This window comes from Bradyrhizobium yuanmingense (assembly GCF_029167105.1).
In the GTDB taxonomy this organism is placed as follows: Bacteria; Pseudomonadota; Alphaproteobacteria; order Rhizobiales; family Xanthobacteraceae; genus Bradyrhizobium; species Bradyrhizobium yuanmingense_A.
Genome location: NZ_JARFML010000044.1, coordinates 26,335 through 48,222 on the forward strand (window position 1 = coordinate 26,335; position 21,888 = coordinate 48,222).

Here is a 21,888-nt window from a genome sequence, read left to right on the forward strand (position 1 = left end):
GTCAGGTCCTTAAGGACAGTCCCCAGGAGAAGTCCGCCCCGATGGCGATCGACGCCCCCTCTTCTCCCTCCGCCCAGCCCTGGTCCGATCGGCTGCGGCACTCGACCATCATCCTGATCGCCGCGGCGCTGGCGCTGTCCGTCGTGGTCTCGCTCGGCGAATTGTCGGCGCTGCACGCTGCAATCGTGTTCCTCTGCATCGCGGCGGCGGCCTTGATCCCGTGGCGGCTGCACGATCCCGCCACCTCCCGCGACGACGTCAGACGCATCAACCCGGTCGAGAGCGCGGCGGTGGCCGCGGTGGTCGCCGGCATGCCGGATCCGGCGGTGCTGCTCGACCGGGCCGGCCGCGTCATCCACCTCAACGCCGCCGCCGCCCAGCTCGCGCCGGCGCTGCGCAAGAACGAGCTCGCCCAGTTCGCGCTGCGCTCGCCGGAGATCATCACCGCGCTGCGCGAGGCCATCGCGACCACCGAGCCGCGGCGCGCGACCTATCTCGATCATGTTCCGGTTGATCGCTGGATGGAGCTGATCATCACGCCGGTACCGGTGCCGACCAGCTTCGGCGGCGCCGACAAATGCATGCTGATGACCTTCCACGACCAGACGCCGCTGCGCCGGGTCGAGGAGATGCGCGCCGACTTCGTCGCCAATGCCAGCCACGAGCTGCGCACGCCGCTGGCGGCGCTGTCGGGCTTCATCGATACGCTCCAGGGCCAGGCCAAGGACGATCCCAAGGCGCGCGAGCGCTTTCTCGGCATCATGCACAACCAGGCCACGCGCATGGCGCGCCTGATCGACGATCTCTTGTCGTTGTCGCGGGTCGAGCTGTCGGCCCATGTCCGGCCCGACACCCTGGTCGATCTCGTCCCGATCATCCGTCAGGTCGCCGACGGGCTCGAGCCGCTGGCGCGCGAGCGTCAGGTCGAGGTGGAAATCCACCTGCCGGAGCCGCCGGTGATGATCGCGGGGGACCGCGAGGAGCTGCTCCGCCTGTTCGAGAACCTGATCGAGAACGCACTCAAATACGGCGCCTCCGGCGGGCGCGTCATCGTGTCGCTGGTCTCGAGCGCCGCCGCTGACGGAACTCAGGAAATCCGGGTCATGGTCCGCGATTTCGGCCCGGGCATCGCGCCGGAGCACCTGCCGCGGCTGACCGAACGCTTCTACCGGGTCGACGTCGGCGACAGCCGCTCGCAAGGCGGCACCGGGCTCGGGTTATCGCTGGTGAAACATATTCTTAACCGTCATCGCGGCCGCCTTGTGATCGAAAGCCTGCCCAGGCAGGGTGCTACCTTCACCGCCTGTTTTCCCCAGATCAAGACTCCGGCTTGATCTAAAATATAAGCAATTTCAATTGCTTGTGTCAGTCATCCAACTGTCATGAAACCTTCGTAAAAGCACAGCCGACCGCCCCTAAAGCGGCGGCGCGGGGAGCGCGATCGGGCGCGGATGGCGCTTCGCTCCCCTGTATGGAGACCAGCATGAATTTCCTCAAAACCATGGTCGCTGCCGGCTTGGTCGCCGCATCGACGACGGTAGCCTTTGCGGCCGACATCACCGGTGCCGGCGCGACGTTCCCGTTCCCGATCTATTCGAAGTGGGCCGACGCCTACAAAAAGGAGACCGGAAACGGTCTGAATTATCAGTCCATCGGCTCCGGCGGCGGCATCAAGCAGATCCAGGCCAAGACCGTGACCTTCGGCGCCACCGACGCGCCGCTCAAGGCCGAGCAGCTCGAGAAGGACGGCCTCGTCCAGTGGCCGATGGTGATGGGTGCCATCGTCCCCGTCGTCAACCTCGAGGGCGTGAAGCCAGGCGAGCTGGTGTTCGACGGCGAGACCCTGGCCAACATCTATCTCGGCAAGATCACCAAGTGGGACGATGCCGCGATCAAGAAGCTCAATCCCAACGCGAAGCTGCCGTCAGAGGCCATCACCGTGGTCCGTCGTTCGGACGGCTCGGGCACCACCTTCAACTTCACCAACTATCTCTCCAAGGCCAGCGCGGACTGGAAGAGCAAGGTCGGCGAGGGCACCGCGGTCGAGTGGCCGGTCGGCGTCGGCGCCAAGGGCAACGAAGGCGTGTCGGGCAACATCAGCCAGACCAAGAACTCGATCGGCTATGTCGAATACGCCTATGCCAAGCAGAACAAGCTCACCCACACCGGTCTCGTCAACAAGGCCGGCAAGCCGGTGCAGCCGACCGTCGAGGCCTTCCAGGCGGCCGCTTCCAACGCCGATTGGTCCAAGGCTCCCGGCTATTACGTCATCCTGACCGAGCAGCCCGGCGAGAAGTCCTGGCCGATCACGGCGGCGACCTTCATCCTGATGCACAAGTCCGCCACCGACAAGGCGTCCGCGCAGGAAGCGATCAAGTTCTTCCGCTGGGCCTTCAAGAACGGCGGCAAGATGGCCGAGGAGCTCGACTACATCCCGATGCCGGACAGCGTCGTCCAGCAGATCGAAAAGACCTGGGCTGCCGAGATCAAGAGCTAAGGCGCTATATGTGTCCCGGACACGGTTCCGGGATGCTGCAAGATCTCCGCTCCGGATCGGCCTCCTGCCTGTATCCGGAGCGCGCCGCCAACAACAAGCGTAAATAAACGGGTATAGGGGATCGGCGTGGCTGAGATGGCTGTTGAGAGCAATGTGATTGATGCTGCCGGTCCATATGACCGCGCCAAGGCCTTGAGCGCGTTCAAGCTCGGCGACGTCACCTTCTACTGGATCACGCGGTTGTCCGCGATCTCGGTGCTGCTGATCCTCGGCGGCATCATCATCTCGCTGATCGTCGGCGCCTTCCCGGCGATCCAGCAGTTCGGCATCTCCTTCCTGTGGACGCAGCGCTGGGCGCCCTCGGCCGATCCGCCGGTGCTCGGCGCGCTCGGGCCGATCTACGGCACGCTCGTCACCTCCTTCATCGCGATGCTGATCGCCATTCCCGTCGGTCTCGGCATTGCGATCTTCCTCACCGAGCTCTGCCCGCAATGGCTGCGCCGCCCGATCGGCATGGCGGTCGAGCTGCTCGCCGGCATTCCCTCGATCATCTACGGCATGTGGGGCTTCTTCGTGCTCGGCCCGTTCCTGGCCAACACCTTCCAGCCTTTCATGATCCGGGTGTTCGACGGCGTTCCCGTGCTCGGCGCGATCTTCGCCGGCCCCCCGTCCTATCTCAGCCTGTTCAACGCCGCGCTGATCCTCGCCATCATGGTGCTGCCCTTCATCACCTCGATCTCGGTCGACGTGTTCAAGACGGTGCCGCCGGTGCTGAAGGAAGCCGCCTATGGCGTCGGCTGCACCACCTGGGAAGTCGTCCGCAGCGTCGTGATCCCCTACACCCGCGTCGGCATCATCGGCGGCGTCATGCTGGCGCTGGGCCGCGCGCTCGGCGAGACCATGGCGGTGACCTTCATCATCGGCAACTCGTTCCGGATCTCCTCGTCGATCTTTGCGCCGGGCACCACCATCTCGGCGGCGATCGCATCCGAGTTCGCCGAGAGCGACGGCCTGCACCAGTCCGGCCTGATCCTGCTCGGCCTCCTGCTGTTCGTGCTGACATTCTTCGTGCTCGCGGCCGCGCGGCTGATGCTGCTGCGCCTGGAAACCAAGGCGGGGAAGTGAAGCCATGAACCCGATCTATGCACGCCGCCGCCGCTGGGACATCGTCATCCGCGGCCTCTGCATCGCCGCCGCCGCCTTCGGCGTCACCTGGCTCGCGCTGATCCTGATCACGCTGCTCTACAATGGCCTGGCCGGGCTCAACCTCCAGGTCTTCACAGCTGACACGCCGCCGCCTGGATCGACCGAGGGCGGCCTGCGCAACGCCATCGTCGGCTCGCTGATCATGACCGTGATCGGTGTCGGCATCGGCGCGCCGCTCGGCCTGTTCGCCGGTACCTATCTCGCCGAGTACGGCCGCAACGACAAGCTGACCTCGGTGATCCGCTTCATCAACGACATTCTCCTGTCGGCACCCTCGATCATCATCGGCCTCTTCATCTATGGCGCGGTGGTGGTGCCGATGCGCGGCTTCTCGGCGATTGCGGGCGCGCTGGCGCTTGCCGTCATCGTGATCCCGGTCGTCGTGCGCACCACGGAGGACATGCTGCTGCTGGTGCCGAATCCGTTGCGCGAAGCTGCCAGCGCGCTCGGCCTGCCGCGCTCGCTGGTGATCAGGCGAATCGCGTACCGTGCGGCGCGCGCCGGCCTCATCACCGGCGTGCTGCTCGCCACCGCCCGCGTCGCCGGCGAGACCGCGCCGCTGCTGTTCACCGCGCTGTCGAACCAGTTCTTCAGCCTGGGTCTGGACAAGACGATGGCCAACCTGCCGGTCACCATCAACAATTTCGTGCAGAGCCCCTACGAATATTGGAAGCAACTCGCCTGGAGCGGCGCGCTGCTGATCACCCTGACCGTGCTTGCCCTGAACATTGGCGCGCGCATCCTTGGCGCCGAGAGGACTGCAAAATGAGTGAAATGTCTGTTTCCGTCAGCGCACCGACCGTTCATCCCGGCTCGCAGCCCCTGCCCGAGGCGCCGGCCAAGGTCACGGCGCGCAACCTCAATTTCTACTACGGGGACCACCACGCGCTGAAGAACATCAACCTGGCGCTCGGCACCAACCGCGTCACGGCGTTCATCGGCCCGTCCGGCTGCGGCAAGTCCACCCTGCTGCGCATCTTCAACCGGATGTACGACCTCTATCCCGGCCAGCGCGCAGACGGTCAGCTGTTGCTCGACCATACCAACATCCTCGACCCCAAGCTCGACCTCAATCTGCTCCGCGCCCGGGTCGGCATGGTGTTCCAGAAGCCGACGCCGTTCCCGATGACGATCTACGAGAACATCGCCTTCGGCATTCGTCTCTACGAGAAGATCTCCAAGTCCGAGATGGACGGCCGCGTCGAGAAGGCGCTGCGCGGCGGCGCGCTGTGGAACGAGGTCAAGGACAAGCTCAATGCATCCGGCTTGTCGCTCTCCGGCGGCCAGCAGCAGCGCCTCTGCATCGCCCGCACCGTCGCGGTGCGGCCCGAGGTGATCCTGTTCGACGAGCCCTGCTCGGCACTCGACCCGATCTCGACCGCCAAGGTCGAGGAGCTGATCCAGGAACTGTCCGAGAACTACACGATCGCGATCGTCACCCACAACATGCAGCAGGCGGCGCGTGTCTCCGACAAGACCGCCTTCATGTATCTCGGCGAGTTGATCGAGTTCGATGACACCAGCAAGATCTTCACGTCGCCGAGTGATCGGCGCACGCAGGATTACATCACCGGCCGGTTCGGCTGAGGAGACGGAACATGGGTTCTGAACATACCGTAAAGGCCTTCGACAGCGACCTTCAGGAGCTCACACGCCTGGTCGCCGAGATGGGAGGCATCGCCGAGCGCATGATCGTCGATTCCGTCGACGCGCTGATCCGCCGCGACGTGGCGCTCGGCCAGCGCGTCGTCGCCACCGACGCCGAGCTCGACGCGCTGCAGAAGCGCATCGAGGAGCGCGCCGTGCTCACCATCGCCCGCCGCCAGCCGATGGCCGTCGACCTGCGCGAGATCGTCGGCGCCATGCGCGTTGCGACCGATCTCGAGCGCATCGGCGATCTCGCCAAGAACATGGGCAAGCGCGTCGCGGCGCTGGAGACGGATTTCCATCCGCTCAAGCTGTTCCGCGGCCTGGAGCACATGACCGACCTCGTGCAGCAGCAGGTCAAGAGCGTGCTGGACGCCTATGCCGCGCACGATTTGCCGGCGGCGATGGCGGTGTGGAAGGGCGACGAGGAAGTCGACGCCATCTGCACCTCGCTGTTCCGCGAGCTCCTCACCTACATGATGGAGGATCCGCGCAACATCTCGTTCTGTATCCACCTGATGTTCTGTGCCAAGAACATCGAGCGGATCGGCGACCACGCCACCAACATCGCCGAGACCGTGTTCTACATGATCGAGGGCCAGGCGATCACCGACAAGCGGCCGAAGGGCGACATGACGACCTTCGCCACGACGGTGCCGAATACCTGACGACTTAAGGAGCTACGACCACATGGGCGCACGCATTATGGTGGTTGAGGACGAGGAAGCTCTCACCGAGCTTCTTCGCTACAACCTCGAAGGCGACGGCTATGACGTCGAGACGGTGATGCGCGGCGATGACGCCGACACCCGCCTCAAGGAGCACATTCCCGATCTGATCGTGCTCGATTGGATGCTGCCGGGCCTGTCGGGCATCGAGCTGTGCCGGCGGCTTCGGACGCGCCCCGAGACCAAGCAGCTGCCGATCATCATGCTCACCGCGCGCGGCGAGGAGAGTGAGCGGGTGCGCGGGCTTGCCACCGGCGCGGATGATTACATCGTCAAGCCGTTCTCGGTGCCGGAGCTGCTCGCGCGTGTGAAGGGCCTGCTCAGGCGTGCGAGCCCCGAGCGCCTCGCCACCGTGCTCGCCTATGGCGACATCGAGCTCGACCGCGACAAGCGCCGCGTGGCGCGCTCAGGCCGGCCGATCGATCTCGGTCCGACCGAATATCGCCTGCTGGAGTTCTTCCTGGAGCATCCCGGCCGCGTGTTCTCGCGCGAGCAGCTGCTCGACAGCGTCTGGGGCCGCGACATCTACATCGACGAGCGCACCGTCGACGTCCATATCGGCCGCCTGCGCAAGCTGCTCAATCTCGGCCGCGAGCAGGACCCGATCCGCACCGTCCGCGGCGCCGGCTACGCGCTGGACGATCGGTTCGCCAAGGCCGAGCAGACGTAAGGATTTGGAGGGCGGTGGATTTGGCAGACCGCCGCTACAATCCCGGCCGTCATCCCGGGGCGCGCGCAGCGCGAGCCCGGGATCCATAACCACAGAACATTGTTGGACGAAGACTTGGCGTGACCATCTCGCGCAACGATTGCGCGCTGTGGTTATGGATCCCCGCCCCCCGTGCGCAATCGCGCACCAGGCGGGGATGACACCGAATTGGTGGAGCGGCCGTCGTGAAACGGCTGCAACGGTTAGATCGACAATCTCACCGCGTGCTTGGCTTCGCCGGTGCGCGACGGCGGTCCGCTGCGGGCTGATAGGCCACGCGCGAATGCTGGGCGCAGTAGGGCAGGCCTGAGAGCGCCTTGCCGCCGCAGAAGAAGAAATCCGGGCTCGAGGGATCGCCGACCGGCCAGTGGCAGGTCGCCTCGTTCAATTCCAGCAGCGACAGCCGCTGGCTCATCGGCACCACGTTGTCGTAGGTCACCGGCTCGGCTTCCAACTCGACCTCGAAGGCCTGCGCCAGCGCGGTGTTGCCGCGTGCGACGGGGCGGGTCACCCGCATCATATGCTGCGCGGGCCGTGCCTTGCGCGGCCGCGGCGCTGCCGATGAAGGGCTCTTGGCGCGGCCGGACAGGCCGAGCCGGTGCACCTTGCCGATCACGGCATTGCGGGTCACATTGCCGAGCTCCGCCGCGATCTGGCTGGCCGAAAGTCCGGCCTCCCAGAGCTTCTTCAGCTGCTCGACGCGATCATCGGACCAGGTCAAAACCGTCATTGCACCCTTTCCCTCGCTGCGCGCCTGCCATCCTGGGGCCTTCGCAGCGAATGCTTAGCCTTGAAAAACCCGTGCCGTCAGAATCCCTTAAGGCTCGCCGGGCGCGCTCAAGACGCCCGAACGTTTACGCCGGTACATGAGGACTTTTGGGATCAGAACTACTGCACGAGATGTCGTATCTGACAGTCCAAACGCTACAATATGGCGTGACTCCCGCGCAAGAGTCCGCCGACTCGCTTCCACATGTTCCGTGGTGAAAAACCCGCAAAATCGGCACCGCAAGACTACGGAATCAGCGTTTCGCGAGGCTTTCCGGGCGGCATTGACACCCGTCTTGCCAGGCATAAGATAGTGCCACGTGCCGCCCTTAAAAGGCGGCACGTTTCGTTTTCCGGGGCCGGTCGATGGTGCGTTGCCCAATGCGTGCCTCACACCGTCCGCAACATTCAAGTGACGTCATGACTAACAGCGCAGCGCCGCATTTGCTCCCCGTTTTCGCCAGGGCCGACCTCGGTTTCGAGCGCGGCGAAGGCTGCTGGCTGATCGCGACCAACGGCGATCGCTATCTCGATTTCACCTCGGGCGTGGCGGTGAATGCGCTCGGCCATGTCCATCCCGCGCTGGTCAAGGCATTGCAGGAGCAGGCGACCAAGCTCTGGCACATGTCGAACCTGTTCCAGAGCCCTGATGGCGAGAAGCTCGCAAGCCGCCTCTGCAACGAGAGCTTTGCGGACTTCGTGTTCTTCTGCAATTCCGGCGCCGAGGCGCTGGAAGGCGTGATCAAGCTGGTGCGCCACCATCATTTCTCGAAGGGGCATCCGGAGCGGTACAGCATGATCACCTTCGAGGGTGCCTTCCATGGCCGCACGCTGGCGACGCTCGCCGCCACCGGGTCTGCGAAATATCTCGAGGGCTTCGGTCCGCCGATGGATGGCTTCGATCAGGTGCCGCATGGCGACCTCGACGCCGTGAAGAAGGCGATCGGACCGCATACCGCCGGCATTCTCATCGAGCCGATCCAGGGCGAGGGCGGCGTTCGTTCTGCGCCTCCCGCCTTCCTCAAGGCACTGCGCGAGCTTTGCAACGAGCATGACATCTTGCTCGCCTTCGACGAGGTGCAGACCGGCATGGGCCGCACCGGCGAGCTCTTCGCCTACAAGCGTACCGGCGTCACGCCGGACGTGATGTCGCTCGCCAAGGCGCTCGGCGGCGGTTTCCCGATCGGCGCGGTGCTGGCGACCGCAGATGCGGCCGCCGGCATGGGGCCCGGCTCGCACGGCTCGACTTTCGGCGGCAATCCGCTCGCGATCTCGGCTGCCAACGCCGTGCTCGACGTCATGCTCAAGCCCGGCTTCTTCGACCACGTGCAGAAGATGTCGCTGCTGCTCAAGCAGAAGCTCGCCTCCGTGATCGATCGTCATCCTGACGTCGTCAGCGAGGTGCGCGGCGAGGGCCTCCTGATCGGCATCAAAGCGGTGGTCCCTTCGGGCGATCTCGTCGCGGCGCTGCGCGCCGAAAAGCTGCTCACCGTCGGGGCCGGCGACAATGTCGTGCGCTTCCTGCCGCCCCTGATCGTCACCGAAGCGGAGATCGAGGACAGCGTCATCAGGCTCGAGCGCGCCTGCTCTGCGATCTCGTCCAGCCAGACCAAGCGGGCGGCAAGCTGATGAGCACGACGCCCAACAAAGCTCCCAAGCACTTCCTGGACATCAACGAGCTGCCGCTGTCGGAGCTCAAGAGCATGCTCGCCGCCTCTTCCGCCATGAAGGCGAAGCAGAAGGCGCAGCAGCCGGTCAGGCCGCTCGAAGGCAAGACGCTGGCGATGATCTTCGAGCGTCCCTCGACCCGCACCCGCGTCTCGTTCGACGTCGGCATGCGCCAGCTCGGCGGCGAGGCGATCATGCTCACCGGCGCCGAGATGCAGCTCGGTCGCGGCGAGACCATCGCCGACACCGCGCGGGTTCTGTCGCGCTATGTCGACGCCATCATGATCCGCATCCTCAACCACGATGCGCTGCTGGAGCTCGCGGCCAACGCCACCGTGCCCGTCATCAACGGCCTGACGCGGCGTTCGCATCCCTGCCAGGTGATGGCCGACCTCATGACCTATGAGGAGCATCGCGGCCCGATCGAGGGCAAGACGGTGGCCTGGACCGGCGACGACAACAACGTGCTGGCGTCCTGGGCCCATGCCGCCGAGCGCTTCAAATTCCAGCTCAATGTCGCAACGCCGCCGGAGCTCGCACCGAAAAAGGCCATGCGCGACTGGATCAAGGCGACGGGCGCGCCGATCGTGCTCGGCACCGATCCCGAGGCCGCCGTGCGCGGCGCCGATTGCGTCGTCACCGACACCTGGGTGTCGATGGGTGACAAGGAGGGCGAGCACCGCCACAACGTGCTCAAGCCCTACCAGGTCAATGCCAAGCTGATGTCGCTGGCCAAGGCGGACGCATTGTTCATGCATTGCCTGCCGGCCCATCGCGGCGAGGAGGTCACCGATGAGGTGATCGACGGGCCGCAATCGGTCGTGTTCGACGAGGCCGAAAACCGCCTGCACGCGCAGAAGGGCATCTTGGCCTGGTGCTTCGACGCGGTGAAGTAGGCGCGCTGGAAGCCCGGCTGCGGCCCCACAAGCAACTGTCGTCCCGGACAAGCGCAGCGAAGTGGAGCGCCGATCCGGGACCCATAACCACAGGCTTGCGTTTGGCGATGACTCCGAGTTGTCATCTCGCGCATTGACGTCGTCCTGTGGTTATCGGTCCCGGGCTCGCGCTTTGCGCGCCCCGGGACGACACTGAGTTTGAGGTTCTCCGCGCCCCCTTCCATTTCCGCCCTCCGACCCCAGATAGAGCGCCATGGTTTCGCAATCCCCTGACATGAAAACCGGGCCTGAAGGCCCGGTTCGCGCGCCATCATCGGTTCCGATCGATGACGCCGTGCTGCCTTACGAGGTCGACGCGCTCGACGTGCGCGGGCGCCTGGTGCGGCTTGGTCCCGCGCTCGACGACATCCTCACCAAGCACGATTATCCCGCAGCCGTCGGCAAGCTGCTCGGCGAGGCCATCGTGCTGACGACGCTGCTCGGCTCGGCGCTGAAATTCGAGGGCCGCTTCATTCTTCAGGCCCAGACCGATGGCCCGGTGTCGTTCCTGGTGGTCGACTACCAGGCCCCGGACCGCCTGCGCGCCTATGCGCGCTTCGACGCCTCGCGCCTGGGCACGGCGAAGGATTCCGGCACGCTGCTCGGCCGCGGCCATCTCGCCATGACCATCGACCAGGGTCCCGACATGAGCCGCTACCAGGGCCTGGTTGCGCTCGACGGTGGCAGCCTGGAAGACGCCGCCCACGAATATTTCCTGCGCTCCGAGCAGATCCCGACGCGCGTGCGCCTCGCGGTCGGCGAGGAGTGGCGCTCGAGCGACGGCGGCAAGCATCGCTGGCGCGCCGGCGGCATGCTGATGCAATTTCTGCCGAAGGCGCCGGAGCGCGCGCGGCAGGCGGACTTGCATCCCGGCGATGCGCCCGACGGCACCGAGGTGCACAGCGTCGCCGAAGATGATGCCTGGGTCGAGGCACGCTCGCTGATCGAGACGGTCGAAGACGTCGAGCTGATCGATCCCGAGCTCTCCGGCGAGCGGCTGCTCTACCGCCTCTTCCACGAGCGCGGCGTGCGTGTGTTCAATCCGCAGGTGCTCGAGGCGCGGTGCTCCTGCTCGCGCGATGCCGTCGCCGCGATGCTCAAGAGCTTCTCGCACGACGACCGCGCCGCCATGGTCAAGGACGACAAGGTCGTCGTAACCTGCGAGTTCTGTTCGTCGGTGTACCAGTTCACGCCGCACGAGGCGGGCGTCGAGGACGCTTAAGTCTATCCTCCGTCATTGCGAGCGCAGCGAAGCAATCCAGAGTCTCTCCGCAAAGCGGAGCGTGCCCCACCATCTTATGCGCGATGATCGGCATGGTGGGCACGACGCGATGCGTCTTTGCCCGCCCTAAGTTAGCTGCGCAAGGATCGCCGCTAATTCAACACCCGCTTGTTGTCCGGGCTGTCCAGCGAAAACGTGGGCACGTCGATCTCGAAGCGCTCGCCGGTTTCGCTGACCATCTGGTAGCGGCCGGTCATGAAGCCCGAGGCGGTCGAGAGCGGCACGCCGGAGGTGTATTCGAAGCGCTCGCCGGGAGCGAGGATCGGCTGCTCGCCGACCACGCCCTCGCCCTTCACCTCCTGCTGGCGGCCGGAGGCATCGGTGATGATCCAGTGCCGCGTCTTGAGCTGCACGGTCTCCTCGCCCGAATTGGTGATGACGATGGTGTAGGACCAGAAGTAGCGCGAGCGGTCGGCCGACGATTGCTCCGGAACAAAGTTCGGCTCGACGGTCACTTCGATCTGGCGGGTCACGGCGCGGTACATGGCTGTCATCATACCGAAATCCGCCCAGGGAACCAAACCCCCCGCGGGCGCCCTTGGCGACATCGTCCCGCCAGAATTGGCGGGAAAGCACACCACCGAGGCAGACACCTTATGTGATCCGGCCGCTTTGCGAGACGACAGCCGGACCATTACATTGCTTCAACGTCGCGATTTGCGGAACGGTTTCCAGGCCCCGATGACCATTGCCGACCAAGTGACGGGATCGACCATCGCAGGAACCGCGGGCGCCAAGCCCGCAGGGACCAAGGCGCGCGCCGCAGCGCCGGCCATCACGCTGCCTGCCATCGGCGAGCGCGAGCTCCGGCTCGATCTGTTCCGCGGGCTCGCGCTGTGGCTGATCTTCATCGACCATCTGCCGCCCAGTCTGCTGACCTGGTTCACGATCCGCAATTACGGCCTCAGCGACGCCACCGAGATCTTCATCTTCATCTCCGGCTACACCGCGGCCTTCGTCTATGGCCGGGCCATGCTGGAGAGCGGCGTTCTCATCGCCACCGCGCGCATCCTGCGCCGGGTCTGGCAGATCTACGTCGCCCACGTCTTCCTGTTTACGATCTTCCTCGCCGAGATCTCCTATGTCGCGACCAGGTTCGAGAACCCGCTCTACACCGAAGAGATGGGCATCATGGACTTCCTCAAGCAGCCGGACGTCGTCATCGTGCAGGCGCTGCTGCTGCGCTTCCGTCCCGTCAACATGGACGTGCTGCCGCTCTACATCGTGCTGATGCTGGCGCTGCCGCTGATCCTGTGGTCGATGAAATGGCGGCCGGACGTCACGCTCGGGCTGTCGGTCCTGCTCTACGCGGTGACCTGGGAGTACGACCTTTACCTGTCGGCCTATCCGAACGGCTTCTGGGCCTTCAATCCTTTCGCCTGGCAATTGCTGTTCGTGTTCGGTGCCTGGTGCGCGCTCGGAGGTGCGCGTCGCATGTCTGGCATCCTGGCCTCGCCCGTGACGATGTGGATCTCGATCGCCTATCTCATCGCGGCGTTCTACGTGACCTTGACCTGGTACGTGCCTCAGCTCTCCCAGTTCATGCCGAAGCGGATCGAGCAATGGATGTATCCGATCGACAAGACCGACCTCGACGTGCTGCGCTTCGCGCACTTCCTGGCGCTGGCGGCGCTCACCGTACGCTTCCTGCCCCGCGATTGGCCGGGCTTGAAATCGCGCTGGCTGCGACCATTGATTCTATGTGGTCAGCATTCGCTCGAGATCTTCTGCCTCGGCGTCTTCCTGGCCTTTGCCGGCCATTTCGTCCTCGCCGAAATCTCCGGCGGGCCGGTCATGCATGCGTTGATTAGCCTCTCCGGAATCCTGATCATGTGGGCGGTGGCCTGGGTCATTTCGTGGTACAAGCGCGTGGCTGACAAGAGCGGTGCGAAAACCAAAAACGCCGTCGGCAACGCCGATCTGGCGGGAGGGGGCTGATGAAGGCGAAGGTTCTCCTGAGCCTGGTCCTGCTATGCGGTAACCTCGCCGCGCCCACGGCGCGCGCGGGCGATGCCGCGTCTGCCGCATCGCCTGCGGCCTGCGAACTGCCGTCCTATCTGCTGACCAGCGAAAGCCAGCTGCCCAAGGTCGCCGAGGCGATCAAGGCCGGCAAACCGCTCGACATCCTGGTGATCGGCAGCCGCTCGACCACGATTCCGTCGTCGGAGAGCAGCTCCTATCCGGCGCGCATGGAGGCGATCCTCAAGGAGAAGCTGCCGCCCTCCGAGCCGGTGCACGTCTCCGTAGAAATACAGAGCAAGAGAACGGCAGAGGAGACGGCGTCCACCTTCGTTAAGCTGATGGAAGCAAAAACGCCTACTTTGGTCATCTGGCAGACCGGGACCGTGGATGCTATCCGATCCATCGATCCCGACGAATTTCGTAGCGCGGTGACCGACGGGGTTGTTGCGCTGCAAAAGGCAGGGGCGGACGTCGTCTTGATGAATTTGCAATATAGCCCGCGCACCGAGACCATGATCTCGGCGCAGCCTTTTCTCGACAATATGCGCGTCGTGGCACAGGAGCACGACGTCCCGCTGTTCGATCGTTTCGCGATCATGCGGCAGTGGAATGAACAGGGCCAGTTCGACCTGTTCAACCCGTCCCGCGGGCCTGAGCTGGCGAAGCAGGTCCATGATTGCCTTGGCCGGGCGTTGGCACAGTTCGTGATTGACGCTGCTCATCTGGAGCCGGCCCAGCAGCAAAATTGAGGTCTAGCGTTAATGAGTTCTCTCCGCCCTTTTTGCCTGACGTCATGGCTGGCCGTGCCTGCAACAGCAGTGCTGTTGTTGCTGACGCCCGCCTCGCATGCGCAGACGCCGGCTGCACAGCCGGCGACCCCCGCACCCGCCCAGTCGCCTGATCCCGCGCCCGCTGCGCCGTCCCAGACCACCGTCGCCGCGAGGTCGCCCGAGCAGCGCGGCGTCACCTCGCGCGCCATCGACAAGGTGAAGGAGGTCGCGAAGTCCGCCGCCGACATCTTCAGCCGGGTGCCCTGCCTGCCGCCGAAGGGCGGCTCCAAGGCGATGGGCTCGCTGCCCCATGTCGCAAGCAAGCTGGCTGCCGGCCAGCCCGTCGTCATCGTCGCGTTCGGCTCGTCGTCGACCCAGGGGTTCGGCGCGAGCTCGCCGGAGTTCAATTACCCCAATCGTCTCGCGGCGCAGCTGCGCCGGCACTATCCGGCCGCCGACATCACGGTCGTCAATGCCGGCGTCGGCGGCGAGGATGCGCCCGAGATGATGAAGCGCTTGCAGACGCAGGTCATCGACGTGCATCCGGATCTCGTGATCTGGCAGGTCGGCACCAATGCCGTGCTGCGCAATCTCGATCCTGCCGATACGGCCAAGCTGGTCGAGGACGGCATCAGCCGCATTCAGGCCGCCGGCGGCACCGACATCGTGCTGGTCGATCCGCAATATTCGCCGGCCGTCAACCAGCGCAAGGAGAGCGCCGGCAAGATGATCAAGCTGCTCGGCAACGTCGCCGAGCTCCGCAAGGTCGGCATCTTCCCGCGCTTCGAGGTGATGCGCGACTGGCACGAGAATCAGTCGATCCCGGTCGAGAGCTTCGTCATCGCCGACGGCCTGCACATGAACGATTGGGGCTATGCCTGCTTCGCCCAGCTGCTCGGCGACGACATCATCCGCTCCGTCGGCCAGATCAAGCTCGGTGTGAGCGTGCCCGCCGACGTGAGAACGTACCGGCCGATGTGAGAGGGTGCGTAGGGTGGGTTAGGCGAAGCCGCAACCCACCACTGTCTATCTCCCCGGATGCGGAAGAGGAGGATTACGCCTTCGGCTAATCCACCCTACGAGACCTCGCCTCTCTCACGCCTTTTCCAGCGCCGCGGTCAGATCCTCGATCAGATCGTCGGCATGTTCCAGCCCCGTCGAGAAGCGGATGAAGCCCTCGCTGATGCCGAGCGCGGCGCGGTCTTCCGGCTTGAGGCGCTGATGCGTCGTGGTCGCCGGATGCGTGACGAGGCTCTTGGCGTCGCCGAGATTGTTGGAGATCTTGGCGAGCTTCAACTCGTTGAGCACACGGAACGCCGCCGCCTTGCCGCCCTTCACCTCGAAGCCGACCAGCGTCGAGCCGCCGCGCATCTGCTTCTTCACCAGCGCCGCCTGCGGATGATCGGCGCGGCCGGGATAGACCAGTCGCGAGATCTTGGGATGGCTCGCCAGCACCTCGGCGACGCGCGCGGCCGTGTCGGTCTGCGCGCGCACGCGCACGCCCAGCGTCTCCAGGCCCTTGAGCAGCACCCAGGCGTTGAACGGCGAGATCGACGGGCCGGTCTGGCGCATGAAATTGTGGATGTGCTCGGCGATGAAGGCTTCGGAGGACAGGATGATGCCGCCGAGACAGCGGCCCTGGCCGTCGATGTGCTTGGTCGCGGAGTAGACGACGACGTCGGCGCCGAGCGCGAGCGGGCTCTGCCAGATCGGCGTCGCAAACACGTTGTCGACGATGAGCCGCGCGCCGCCCTTGTGCGCGATCTCGGCGATCGAGGGGATGTCGAGCACGTCCAGCGTCGGGTTGGTCGGGCTCTCCAGGAAGAACGTCTTGGTGTTGGGTCTCAGCGCGCGCTGCCACTGGTCGAGATCGAGCCCGTCGACCAGCGTGGTCTCGATGCCGTAGCGCGGCAACAGGTCCTGGATGACGTAGAGGCACGAGCCGAACAGCGCGCGGGAAGCGACCACGTGATCGCCGGCCTTGAGCGGCGCCAGGATCGCGGTCGTCACCGCCGCCATGCCGGTTGCCGCCGAGCGCGCGGCCTCGGCGCCTTCGAGCTCGATCATGCGGCGCTCGAACATCGCAATCGTCGGGTTGGAATAGCGCGAATAGATGAAGCCGGGATCCTCGCCCTTGAAGCGCGCCTCGCACTCCTCCGCGCTGGCGTAGACGTAGCCTTGCGTCAGGAACAGCGCCTCCGAGGTCTCGCCATATTGCGAGCGCAGAGTGCCGGAATGGACCAGGCGGGTTTCGGGGCGATAGGCAGCAGACGACTTCGACATAGGACCCTCTCCGACATGACCGTCGAGGCGAAAACGGTCACAAAAAAACCGGCCTGGATATCTCCACGGGCCGGGATCACAGAGGTCCCCGGCCTGTTTAGCGACTTATTTAACGTGGCTGCAAGCCGGCCGGCTCAAATCACCACGGGATAAGTGATGCTCATATTCCGCAATGCCCTTTCCGTCAAGGCGTCCATCGGATAGCCGTAAAAGACTTGTATTTCCGGCATGGCCGGATGCATTCGACGCCTGATGAGGACCCCCGGTTGACGTTCACGGTCGCCGCCGACGCCAATGGTATCCTGCCCGACCGCATGATCGCGGCGATGGCGGAAGAAGGTCTCATCCTGCCCGCCTACGACTTCGTCGAGAGCCAGATCCAGCCGGCGAGCCTCGATCTGCGCCTTGGCGACATCGCCTATCGGGTCCGTGCCAGCTTCCTCCCCGGGCCCGGTGCCACAGTCGCCGAGCGCATCGACGAGTTGAAGCTGCACGAGTTCAGCCTCGCCGACGGCGCGGTGCTCGAGACCAACTGCGTCTACATCGTGCCGCTGCTGGAGAGCCTGGCGCTGCCGCCGGAGATCGTCGCTGCCGCCAATCCGAAAAGCTCGACCGGCCGGCTCGACGTCTTCACCCGCGTGATCGCCGACGGCACCCGTCGCTTCGACATGATCGGCGCCGGCTATCACGGCCCGCTCTATGCCGAGATCAGCCCGAAGACGTTTCCGGTGCTGGTGCGCGAGGGCTCGCGTCTCAGCCAGGTGCGCTTCCGCACCGGCGATGCCATCCTCAATGCCGACGAGCTCGATGCGCTGCATGCGAGCGAACGTCTCGTCGACATCGACGATGCCGATCTGTCCGGCGGCGTCGCCGTCTCGGTCGATCTGTCGGGCGAGAAGGCGAGCGGCTTCGTCGGCTACCGCGCCAAGCGCCACACCGGCGTCGTCGATGTCGACCGCCGCGCGGGCTACGCGGTGGAGGATTTCTGGGAGCCGATCTCGGCGCGCCCCGACGGCAGCTTGATCCTCGACCCCGGCGAGTTCTACATCCTCGCCTCCAAGGAAGCGGTGCAGGTGCCGCCGGATTACGCCGCGGAGATGGTGCCGTTCGATCCCCTGGTCGGCGAATTCCGCGTGCACTATGCCGGCTTCTTCGATCCCGGCTTCGGCTATGCCGGCGCCGGCGGGCTAGGCTCGCGCGCCGTGCTGGAGGTGCGCTCGCGCGAGGTGCCGTTCATCCTCGAGCACGGCCAGATCGTCGGCCGCCTCGTCTACGAGAAGATGCTGGCCCGCCCCGACGCGATGTACGGCCAGCGCATCGGCTCGAACTACCAGGCGCAGGGCCTGAAGCTCTCGAAGCATTTCCGCGTGTAGCAATATTCCGTAGCCCGGATGAGCGAAGCGACATCCGGGAACAGTTTTCCCACATATCGCTTCGCTCATGCGGGCTACCGCTGAAAGCGCGTCTGGTTGCGTCACCCGATCCGCGATGACACACTCCGGCAAAACAACAAGCCGGGAGCGAACATGACCACCGCACCAGACCTCGCGCAGGAAGCGCAATGGAAGCGCTGGCGTGCCGTCGCCGATCTCTATCACGCCTGTTTCACCGGGCTGATCCTCACCGTCGTCACGCGCCGCGGCACGGCGGATGCCGCAGAATTCGTCTTCCGCGTGTTTCGTCGCCAGCAGCAGGAGCGTTTCCTGCCGGGGCTCAGGAAGCTCGGGATCGACCATCTGCCGCCGGCGGTCGCGGCTGCGCAATACCACTATCTCTCCAACTGGATCGGCGGCGTGCATGTCGAATACATGTACGAGAGCGATACCAAGGCCTGGATCCGCTATCCGCCGCCGCGCTGGATCTGGAAGGGCACCGCGATCTGTGGTGTGCCGGGCGAAGTCTCCCGCGCCATGCTGCGCGGCTGGCACGCCAACAATGGCGCGGCTCTCGGCGATCTCAGGCTCGGCTTCGTCTGCACCAAGCAGAGCGTCGACGGCCAGGACGGGCTCGAAGGCTACTACCATCTCTACGACCATCCGCTCGAGCTCGACCAGCGCCTCGTGTTCGCGCGCCACCTCGAAGCACCTTTGTTCGATGCGAAGACGGCGCCCGCCCTGCCGGTCGCGAGCTGGCCAAGACCGCGGCTGGAAAAGGCCTATCGCAACTACGCGATGGAATATGTCCGCACCGCCGCGCCCGTGATGGTGCAGCTGTTCGGCCCGGAGGATGCCGGCTATCTGCTGCACCTCACCGGCAAGCTGATCGGCATGCAATATTTCGACGAGGTCGCCGCGGCGCTGGCGACGACCCGCGGCGGCGCGCGAGAATTCGTATCGTTCCTGAACGCGCTGCTCGCCGCGCAGGATGATGCGGCCGAGATGACGCAATCGGAAGGCACGTTCGAGATCCGCCAGCAGAGCTGGAAGCTGATGGACGACGTCGCTGACACTCACCGCGCCTGCGCTAAGCTGCTGGAGGGATTGTTCGAGGGTCTCGCCGCAGGCTGCGGCCGGCATATCGGCGTGCAAATGCGCGCCGCTGCAGGCGGTCGCCCGCCGCTGGTGTGGACCATCGGTTAGGTGAGCGTCGCGGCGGGCTTCACCTCGCCCCGCTTGCGGAGAGAGGTCGGATTGCATCGAAGATGCAATCCGGGTGAGGGGGAGCCTCCGCGAGTCCAGCCCTCGCCGTCTTCGCGGAGAGAGCCCCTCACCCCAACCCTTTCCCCGTCAGAACGGGGAGAGGGAGAAGAACTAATTCGAGCGCTTGAAATGCGCTGCCGCAGGGCACGCCTGCATCAGGCGCAGGCGGAAGCGCCGCGCGCCGTGCTAACACGCCTCAGCCGCGCCATTCGCGCGAACGACGCCATTGGCACACCAAGTGATTGCTGCGCCGCAAACGGCGCCTGCGCCCGGGAGAGGACATGTCCGACATCGCCGAAATCCCGGTCGATGAGCAAGAGCGCCCGCTGCCGCCGCCCCCGCCGCCGATCAGAAGCGCCCTGACCGACGGGCCGATCCTGCGCACGCTGCTCTCGCTCGCCTGGCCGAACGCGATCGGTCTGTCGGCCGGTATCTGCGTGGTGATCGCCGAGACCTCCTATGTCGGCCGGCTCGGCGTCGAGGCGCTGGCCGCGATGGCGCTGGTGTTTCCGACGATCATCCTGACCATGACGATGTCCGGCGGCGCCATGGGCGGCGCGGTGGCCTCGGCTATCGCGCGTGCGCTCGGCGCCGGCAATCGCGAGCGCGCCGGCGCATTGGCCGTGCACGCGATGCTGATCGGCATCAGCTTCGGCCTGGTCTTCATGTTGGGCATGCTGGTTTTCGGGCCGAGAGTGCTCGAGATGCTCGGCGGCCGCGGCGATGTGCTGACGCATGCGATTGCCTACACGCAGGTGTTCTTCGGCGGCGCCCTGCTGCCCTGGCTGCTCAACACCATGGCGGGCATCTTGCGCGGCACCGGCAACATGAAGCTGCCCTCGTTCCTGATCCTCAATTCAGCGGCTTGGCAGATCGTGCTCGGCGGCACGCTCGGTCTCGGGCTCGGGCCAGTGCCGCAGTTCGGCATGCGCGGCGTCGCCGCCGGCGCGCTGATCGCCTACACCATGAACATCGGCATCATGAGCTGGTACCTGTTCTCCGGCCGCGCGCGGATCACGCTGAAGCTGCGCGGCCTGCGTATCCAATGGGCGATGTTCTTCGACATCCTCAAGGTCGGCGCCATCGCCTGCTTCTCGCCGCTGCAATCGGTGCTGACGGTCTCGATCTTCACGCACATGCTGGCGCAGTTCGGCACTGCGATCCTCGCCGGCTACGGCGTCGGCGCAAGGCTGGAATTTTTGCTGACCTCGATCGCGTTCTCGTTCGGCATCGCATGCGTGCCGATGGTCGGGATGGCGATCGGCGCCGGCCGCATCGCGCGGGCCCGGCGCATCGCCTGGACCGCCAGCGTTGCCGCTTTCGTGGCGGTCGGCGCGCCGGCGTGCCTCGTGGCGATCTTCCCCGATCTTTGGGTCAACATGTTCACCGACAGCGTGGCGGTGCGCGCGGCGAGCCATCAATATCTTTCGACCGTCGGGCCGTTCTACGCCTTCTTCGGCCTTGCGACGACGATGTATTTTTCCTCGCAAGGCGCGGCCAAGGTGATCGGCCCGGTGCTGGCGCAGACCGCGCGGCTGATCTACATCGCCGGAATCGGCTGGTGGCTGTCGACGCACGGCGCCAGCGCGCAGAGCTTCTTCTGGCTCGCCGCGAGCTCGATGGTCGTGCTCGGCCTCTTGTCGTGCTCCAGCGTCGTGCTGACACGCTGGGGGCCGCGCGAGACGAAGCCTGCGATCAAGCCGGCGCTTTCGGCTGGCAATTAGCGACGCTTGTGGCGGCGATGGCCGCCGCCGCCGGTATTGGCGAGCCGCATCAATTGCGGGATCATCGCCATCATGTCGCTGCCGCCGGTGCCGCCGAGCATGCCCATGATGTCGCCGCCGCCCATGCTGCCGATCCCGACCGGCATGGTGCCGCCGCCCATCGGCGCGTAACCGCCGTAGCTCGGTGTTCCGAATCCGCCGCCGAAATTGCCGCCGCCCATCATGCCGCCGAGCCCGCCGCCGCCGTTCTCCATCATGCGGCTCATCATCGGGCCCATGGTCTGCATCAGCATGGCGAAGCGGCGCTTGCCCATCTTCGCCTTCATCATCTCCAGCATCGGCGCCATCTGGGTCATCATGTCCTCGCCGCCGGCACCGCCGCCGCCGAGGAATTGCGCCTTTGCCGGCACGCTCGAGATCGAAAACAGCAGCAGCACCGCGGCTGCCTGACAGATCACCTTGTCCGCACCTCTCATGGCATGCTCCTCGCGTGCGTGGCGCCGCCGGGAGAGCGGAGCCGACCGGACGCACGCGGGCATGGTTACGGCCGGCGAGGACGCGCTTCTGTGAGAAAACTCACAGTGAATGATCAGGCCGAAGCGGGCGGAAACGCCTTGTGCATGGCGGCGACCGCCTCCTTGGTTTGTCCCTGAACGTAAGGCGCGAGCTCGTTCGGCAGCATGTCGATGATCCAGACGAGGCGGCAGCTCGCCTCACCCTCGGCAATAACCTGCACCGAGGCGCTGTAATGCCTCAGCCGCTCGTTGCTGATGGCGTAGACGAGGCGCCGCCGCGCATCGTCGCAATCGACCAGCACTTCGCGCGCCACCGAGCCGTTGGCGAAGGTAACGATGCGCGCATCACCGTCGAGCGTGCACGCCGTGACGAAGCCCGGCACCAGCCGCCGATGCAGCGCGCCGAAATCATGCACCGCGTCCCAGACGTCGCGCGCGGAGGCGGGGAGGGAGATGTCGTTGTGGATGGAGGCCATGGTCTCTCCTATCAGGTGGAATCCGTAGGGTGGGCAAAGGCGCGCTCTTCGCGCGCCGTGCCCACCATTCATCGGCGTT

21 protein-coding genes and 1 riboswitch are annotated in these 21,888 nt (G+C 65.4%); of the genes, 16 read left to right on the plus strand and 5 right to left on the minus strand.

The features are described from left to right. Positions 1-41: 41 nt before the first annotated feature. The 7 genes from P0R31_RS35715 to phoB all read left to right on the plus strand — a co-directional run bounded on the left by P0R31_RS35715 (position 42) and on the right by phoB (position 6,748). Entirely contained in the window at positions 42-1,334 is a 1,293-nt protein-coding gene (locus P0R31_RS35715; RefSeq protein WP_275519487.1) for an ATP-binding protein, read from the plus strand. Positions 1,335-1,483: 149 nt separating this feature from the next. Continuing rightward, positions 1,484-2,497: a phosphate ABC transporter substrate-binding protein PstS gene (gene pstS / locus P0R31_RS35720; protein WP_275519489.1), complete on the plus strand. Its 1,014-nt coding sequence runs from the start codon at positions 1,484-1,486 to the stop codon at positions 2,495-2,497. A gap of 135 nt (positions 2,498-2,632) precedes the next feature. Further along, positions 2,633-3,622 (plus strand): phosphate ABC transporter permease subunit PstC, encoded by a 990-nt coding sequence (gene pstC, locus P0R31_RS35725; RefSeq protein WP_275519536.1) that lies wholly within the window; start codon positions 2,633-2,635, stop codon positions 3,620-3,622. A gap of 4 nt (positions 3,623-3,626) precedes the next feature. Further along, complete coding sequence (gene pstA, locus P0R31_RS35730) at positions 3,627-4,472, plus strand: phosphate ABC transporter permease PstA (RefSeq protein ID WP_275519491.1); 846 nt, start codon at positions 3,627-3,629, stop codon at positions 4,470-4,472. After that, positions 4,469-5,290, plus strand: coding sequence for a phosphate ABC transporter ATP-binding protein PstB (gene pstB, locus P0R31_RS35735; protein WP_271546347.1), 822 nt, complete (start codon positions 4,469-4,471; stop codon positions 5,288-5,290). Before pstA ends, pstB begins: the two co-directional genes overlap by 4 nt. A gap of 11 nt (positions 5,291-5,301) precedes the next feature. Then, the gene (gene phoU, locus P0R31_RS35740; protein ID WP_271546345.1) at positions 5,302-6,018 is read left to right on the plus strand and encodes a phosphate signaling complex protein PhoU; all 717 of its coding nucleotides are present in this window, start codon (positions 5,302-5,304) and stop codon (positions 6,016-6,018) included. 22 nt (positions 6,019-6,040) lie between these two features. Beyond that, positions 6,041-6,748 (plus strand): phosphate regulon transcriptional regulator PhoB, encoded by a 708-nt coding sequence (gene phoB, locus P0R31_RS35745; protein ID WP_008143479.1) that lies wholly within the window; start codon positions 6,041-6,043, stop codon positions 6,746-6,748. Positions 6,749-7,004: 256 nt separating this feature from the next. On the opposite strand, the gene P0R31_RS35750 is transcribed toward phoB, so the two are convergent. Continuing rightward, positions 7,005-7,517 carry a GcrA family cell cycle regulator gene (locus tag P0R31_RS35750; RefSeq protein ID WP_275519493.1) on the minus strand — a complete coding sequence of 171 codons (513 nt, stop codon included), beginning with the start codon at positions 7,515-7,517 and terminating at the stop codon, positions 7,005-7,007. A 458-nt stretch (positions 7,518-7,975) separates the two neighbouring features. Between P0R31_RS35750 and P0R31_RS35755 the strand changes: the two genes are divergently transcribed. The 3 genes from P0R31_RS35755 (at position 7,976) to P0R31_RS35765 (ending at position 11,380) form a co-directional block, all read left to right on the plus strand. Beyond that, on the plus strand, positions 7,976-9,184 hold the full coding sequence (locus tag P0R31_RS35755; RefSeq protein ID WP_275519495.1) for an aspartate aminotransferase family protein: 1,209 nt from the start codon (positions 7,976-7,978) through the stop codon (positions 9,182-9,184). Next, positions 9,184-10,119, plus strand: coding sequence for an ornithine carbamoyltransferase (argF, locus tag P0R31_RS35760; protein ID WP_036042744.1), 936 nt, complete (start codon positions 9,184-9,186; stop codon positions 10,117-10,119). Before P0R31_RS35755 ends, argF begins: the two co-directional genes overlap by 1 nt. Positions 10,120-10,372: 253 nt before the next feature. After that, a complete protein-coding gene (locus P0R31_RS35765; protein ID WP_275519497.1) occupies positions 10,373-11,380 on the plus strand; it encodes an Hsp33 family molecular chaperone in 1,008 nt (335 codons plus the stop codon). Positions 11,381-11,532: 152 nt separating this feature from the next. Here the strand turns inward: P0R31_RS35765 and apaG are convergent, their stop codons facing one another. Continuing rightward, on the minus strand, positions 11,533-11,925 hold the full coding sequence (gene apaG, locus P0R31_RS35770; protein WP_024337101.1) for a Co2+/Mg2+ efflux protein ApaG: 393 nt from the start codon (positions 11,923-11,925) through the stop codon (positions 11,533-11,535). Between the two features lie 196 nt (positions 11,926-12,121). On the opposite strand from apaG, the gene P0R31_RS35775 reads away from it, so the two are divergent. Genes P0R31_RS35775 through P0R31_RS35785 form a run of 3 tightly spaced genes read left to right on the plus strand, consistent with a single transcriptional unit; the run spans position 12,122 to position 15,153 of the window. Further along, entirely contained in the window at positions 12,122-13,378 is a 1,257-nt protein-coding gene (locus tag P0R31_RS35775) for an OpgC domain-containing protein (RefSeq protein WP_275519499.1), read from the plus strand. Further along, the gene (locus P0R31_RS35780) at positions 13,378-14,151 is read left to right on the plus strand and encodes an SGNH/GDSL hydrolase family protein (protein WP_275519500.1); all 774 of its coding nucleotides are present in this window, start codon (positions 13,378-13,380) and stop codon (positions 14,149-14,151) included. Before P0R31_RS35775 ends, P0R31_RS35780 begins: the two co-directional genes overlap by 1 nt. Before the next feature lie 12 nt (positions 14,152-14,163). After that, positions 14,164-15,153: an SGNH/GDSL hydrolase family protein gene (locus P0R31_RS35785; RefSeq protein ID WP_275519502.1), complete on the plus strand. Its 990-nt coding sequence runs from the start codon at positions 14,164-14,166 to the stop codon at positions 15,151-15,153. A 114-nt stretch (positions 15,154-15,267) separates the two neighbouring features. Here the strand turns inward: P0R31_RS35785 and P0R31_RS35790 are convergent, their stop codons facing one another. Further along, positions 15,268-16,455, minus strand: coding sequence for an O-succinylhomoserine sulfhydrylase (locus P0R31_RS35790; protein WP_275519504.1), 1,188 nt, complete (start codon positions 16,453-16,455; stop codon positions 15,268-15,270). A gap of 76 nt (positions 16,456-16,531) precedes the next feature. Further along, a riboswitch (SAM riboswitch) is annotated at positions 16,532-16,611 on the minus strand. 80 nt (positions 16,612-16,691) lie between these two features. On the opposite strand from P0R31_RS35790, the gene P0R31_RS35795 reads away from it, so the two are divergent. From P0R31_RS35795 to P0R31_RS35805, 3 genes are all read left to right on the plus strand, one after another. Further along, the gene (locus P0R31_RS35795; RefSeq protein ID WP_085968651.1) at positions 16,692-17,828 is read left to right on the plus strand and encodes a 2'-deoxycytidine 5'-triphosphate deaminase; all 1,137 of its coding nucleotides are present in this window, start codon (positions 16,692-16,694) and stop codon (positions 17,826-17,828) included. A gap of 153 nt (positions 17,829-17,981) precedes the next feature. Further along, positions 17,982-19,034 (plus strand): hypothetical protein, encoded by a 1,053-nt coding sequence (locus tag P0R31_RS35800; protein WP_275519506.1) that lies wholly within the window; start codon positions 17,982-17,984, stop codon positions 19,032-19,034. Positions 19,035-19,375: 341 nt separating this feature from the next. Continuing rightward, positions 19,376-20,818: an MATE family efflux transporter gene (locus P0R31_RS35805; protein ID WP_275519508.1), complete on the plus strand. Its 1,443-nt coding sequence runs from the start codon at positions 19,376-19,378 to the stop codon at positions 20,816-20,818. Here P0R31_RS35805 and P0R31_RS35810 read toward each other — a convergent pair. Both P0R31_RS35810 and P0R31_RS35815 read right to left on the minus strand, forming a co-directional pair. Beyond that, positions 20,815-21,294, minus strand: a complete 480-nt coding sequence (locus P0R31_RS35810; protein WP_275519510.1) for a hypothetical protein — start codon at positions 21,292-21,294, stop codon at positions 20,815-20,817. The genes P0R31_RS35805 and P0R31_RS35810 overlap by 4 nt on opposite strands. A 113-nt stretch (positions 21,295-21,407) precedes the next feature. After that, positions 21,408-21,809, minus strand: a complete 402-nt coding sequence (locus P0R31_RS35815; RefSeq protein WP_275519512.1) for an SRPBCC family protein — start codon at positions 21,807-21,809, stop codon at positions 21,408-21,410. Between the last annotated feature and the right edge of the window lie 79 nt (positions 21,810-21,888).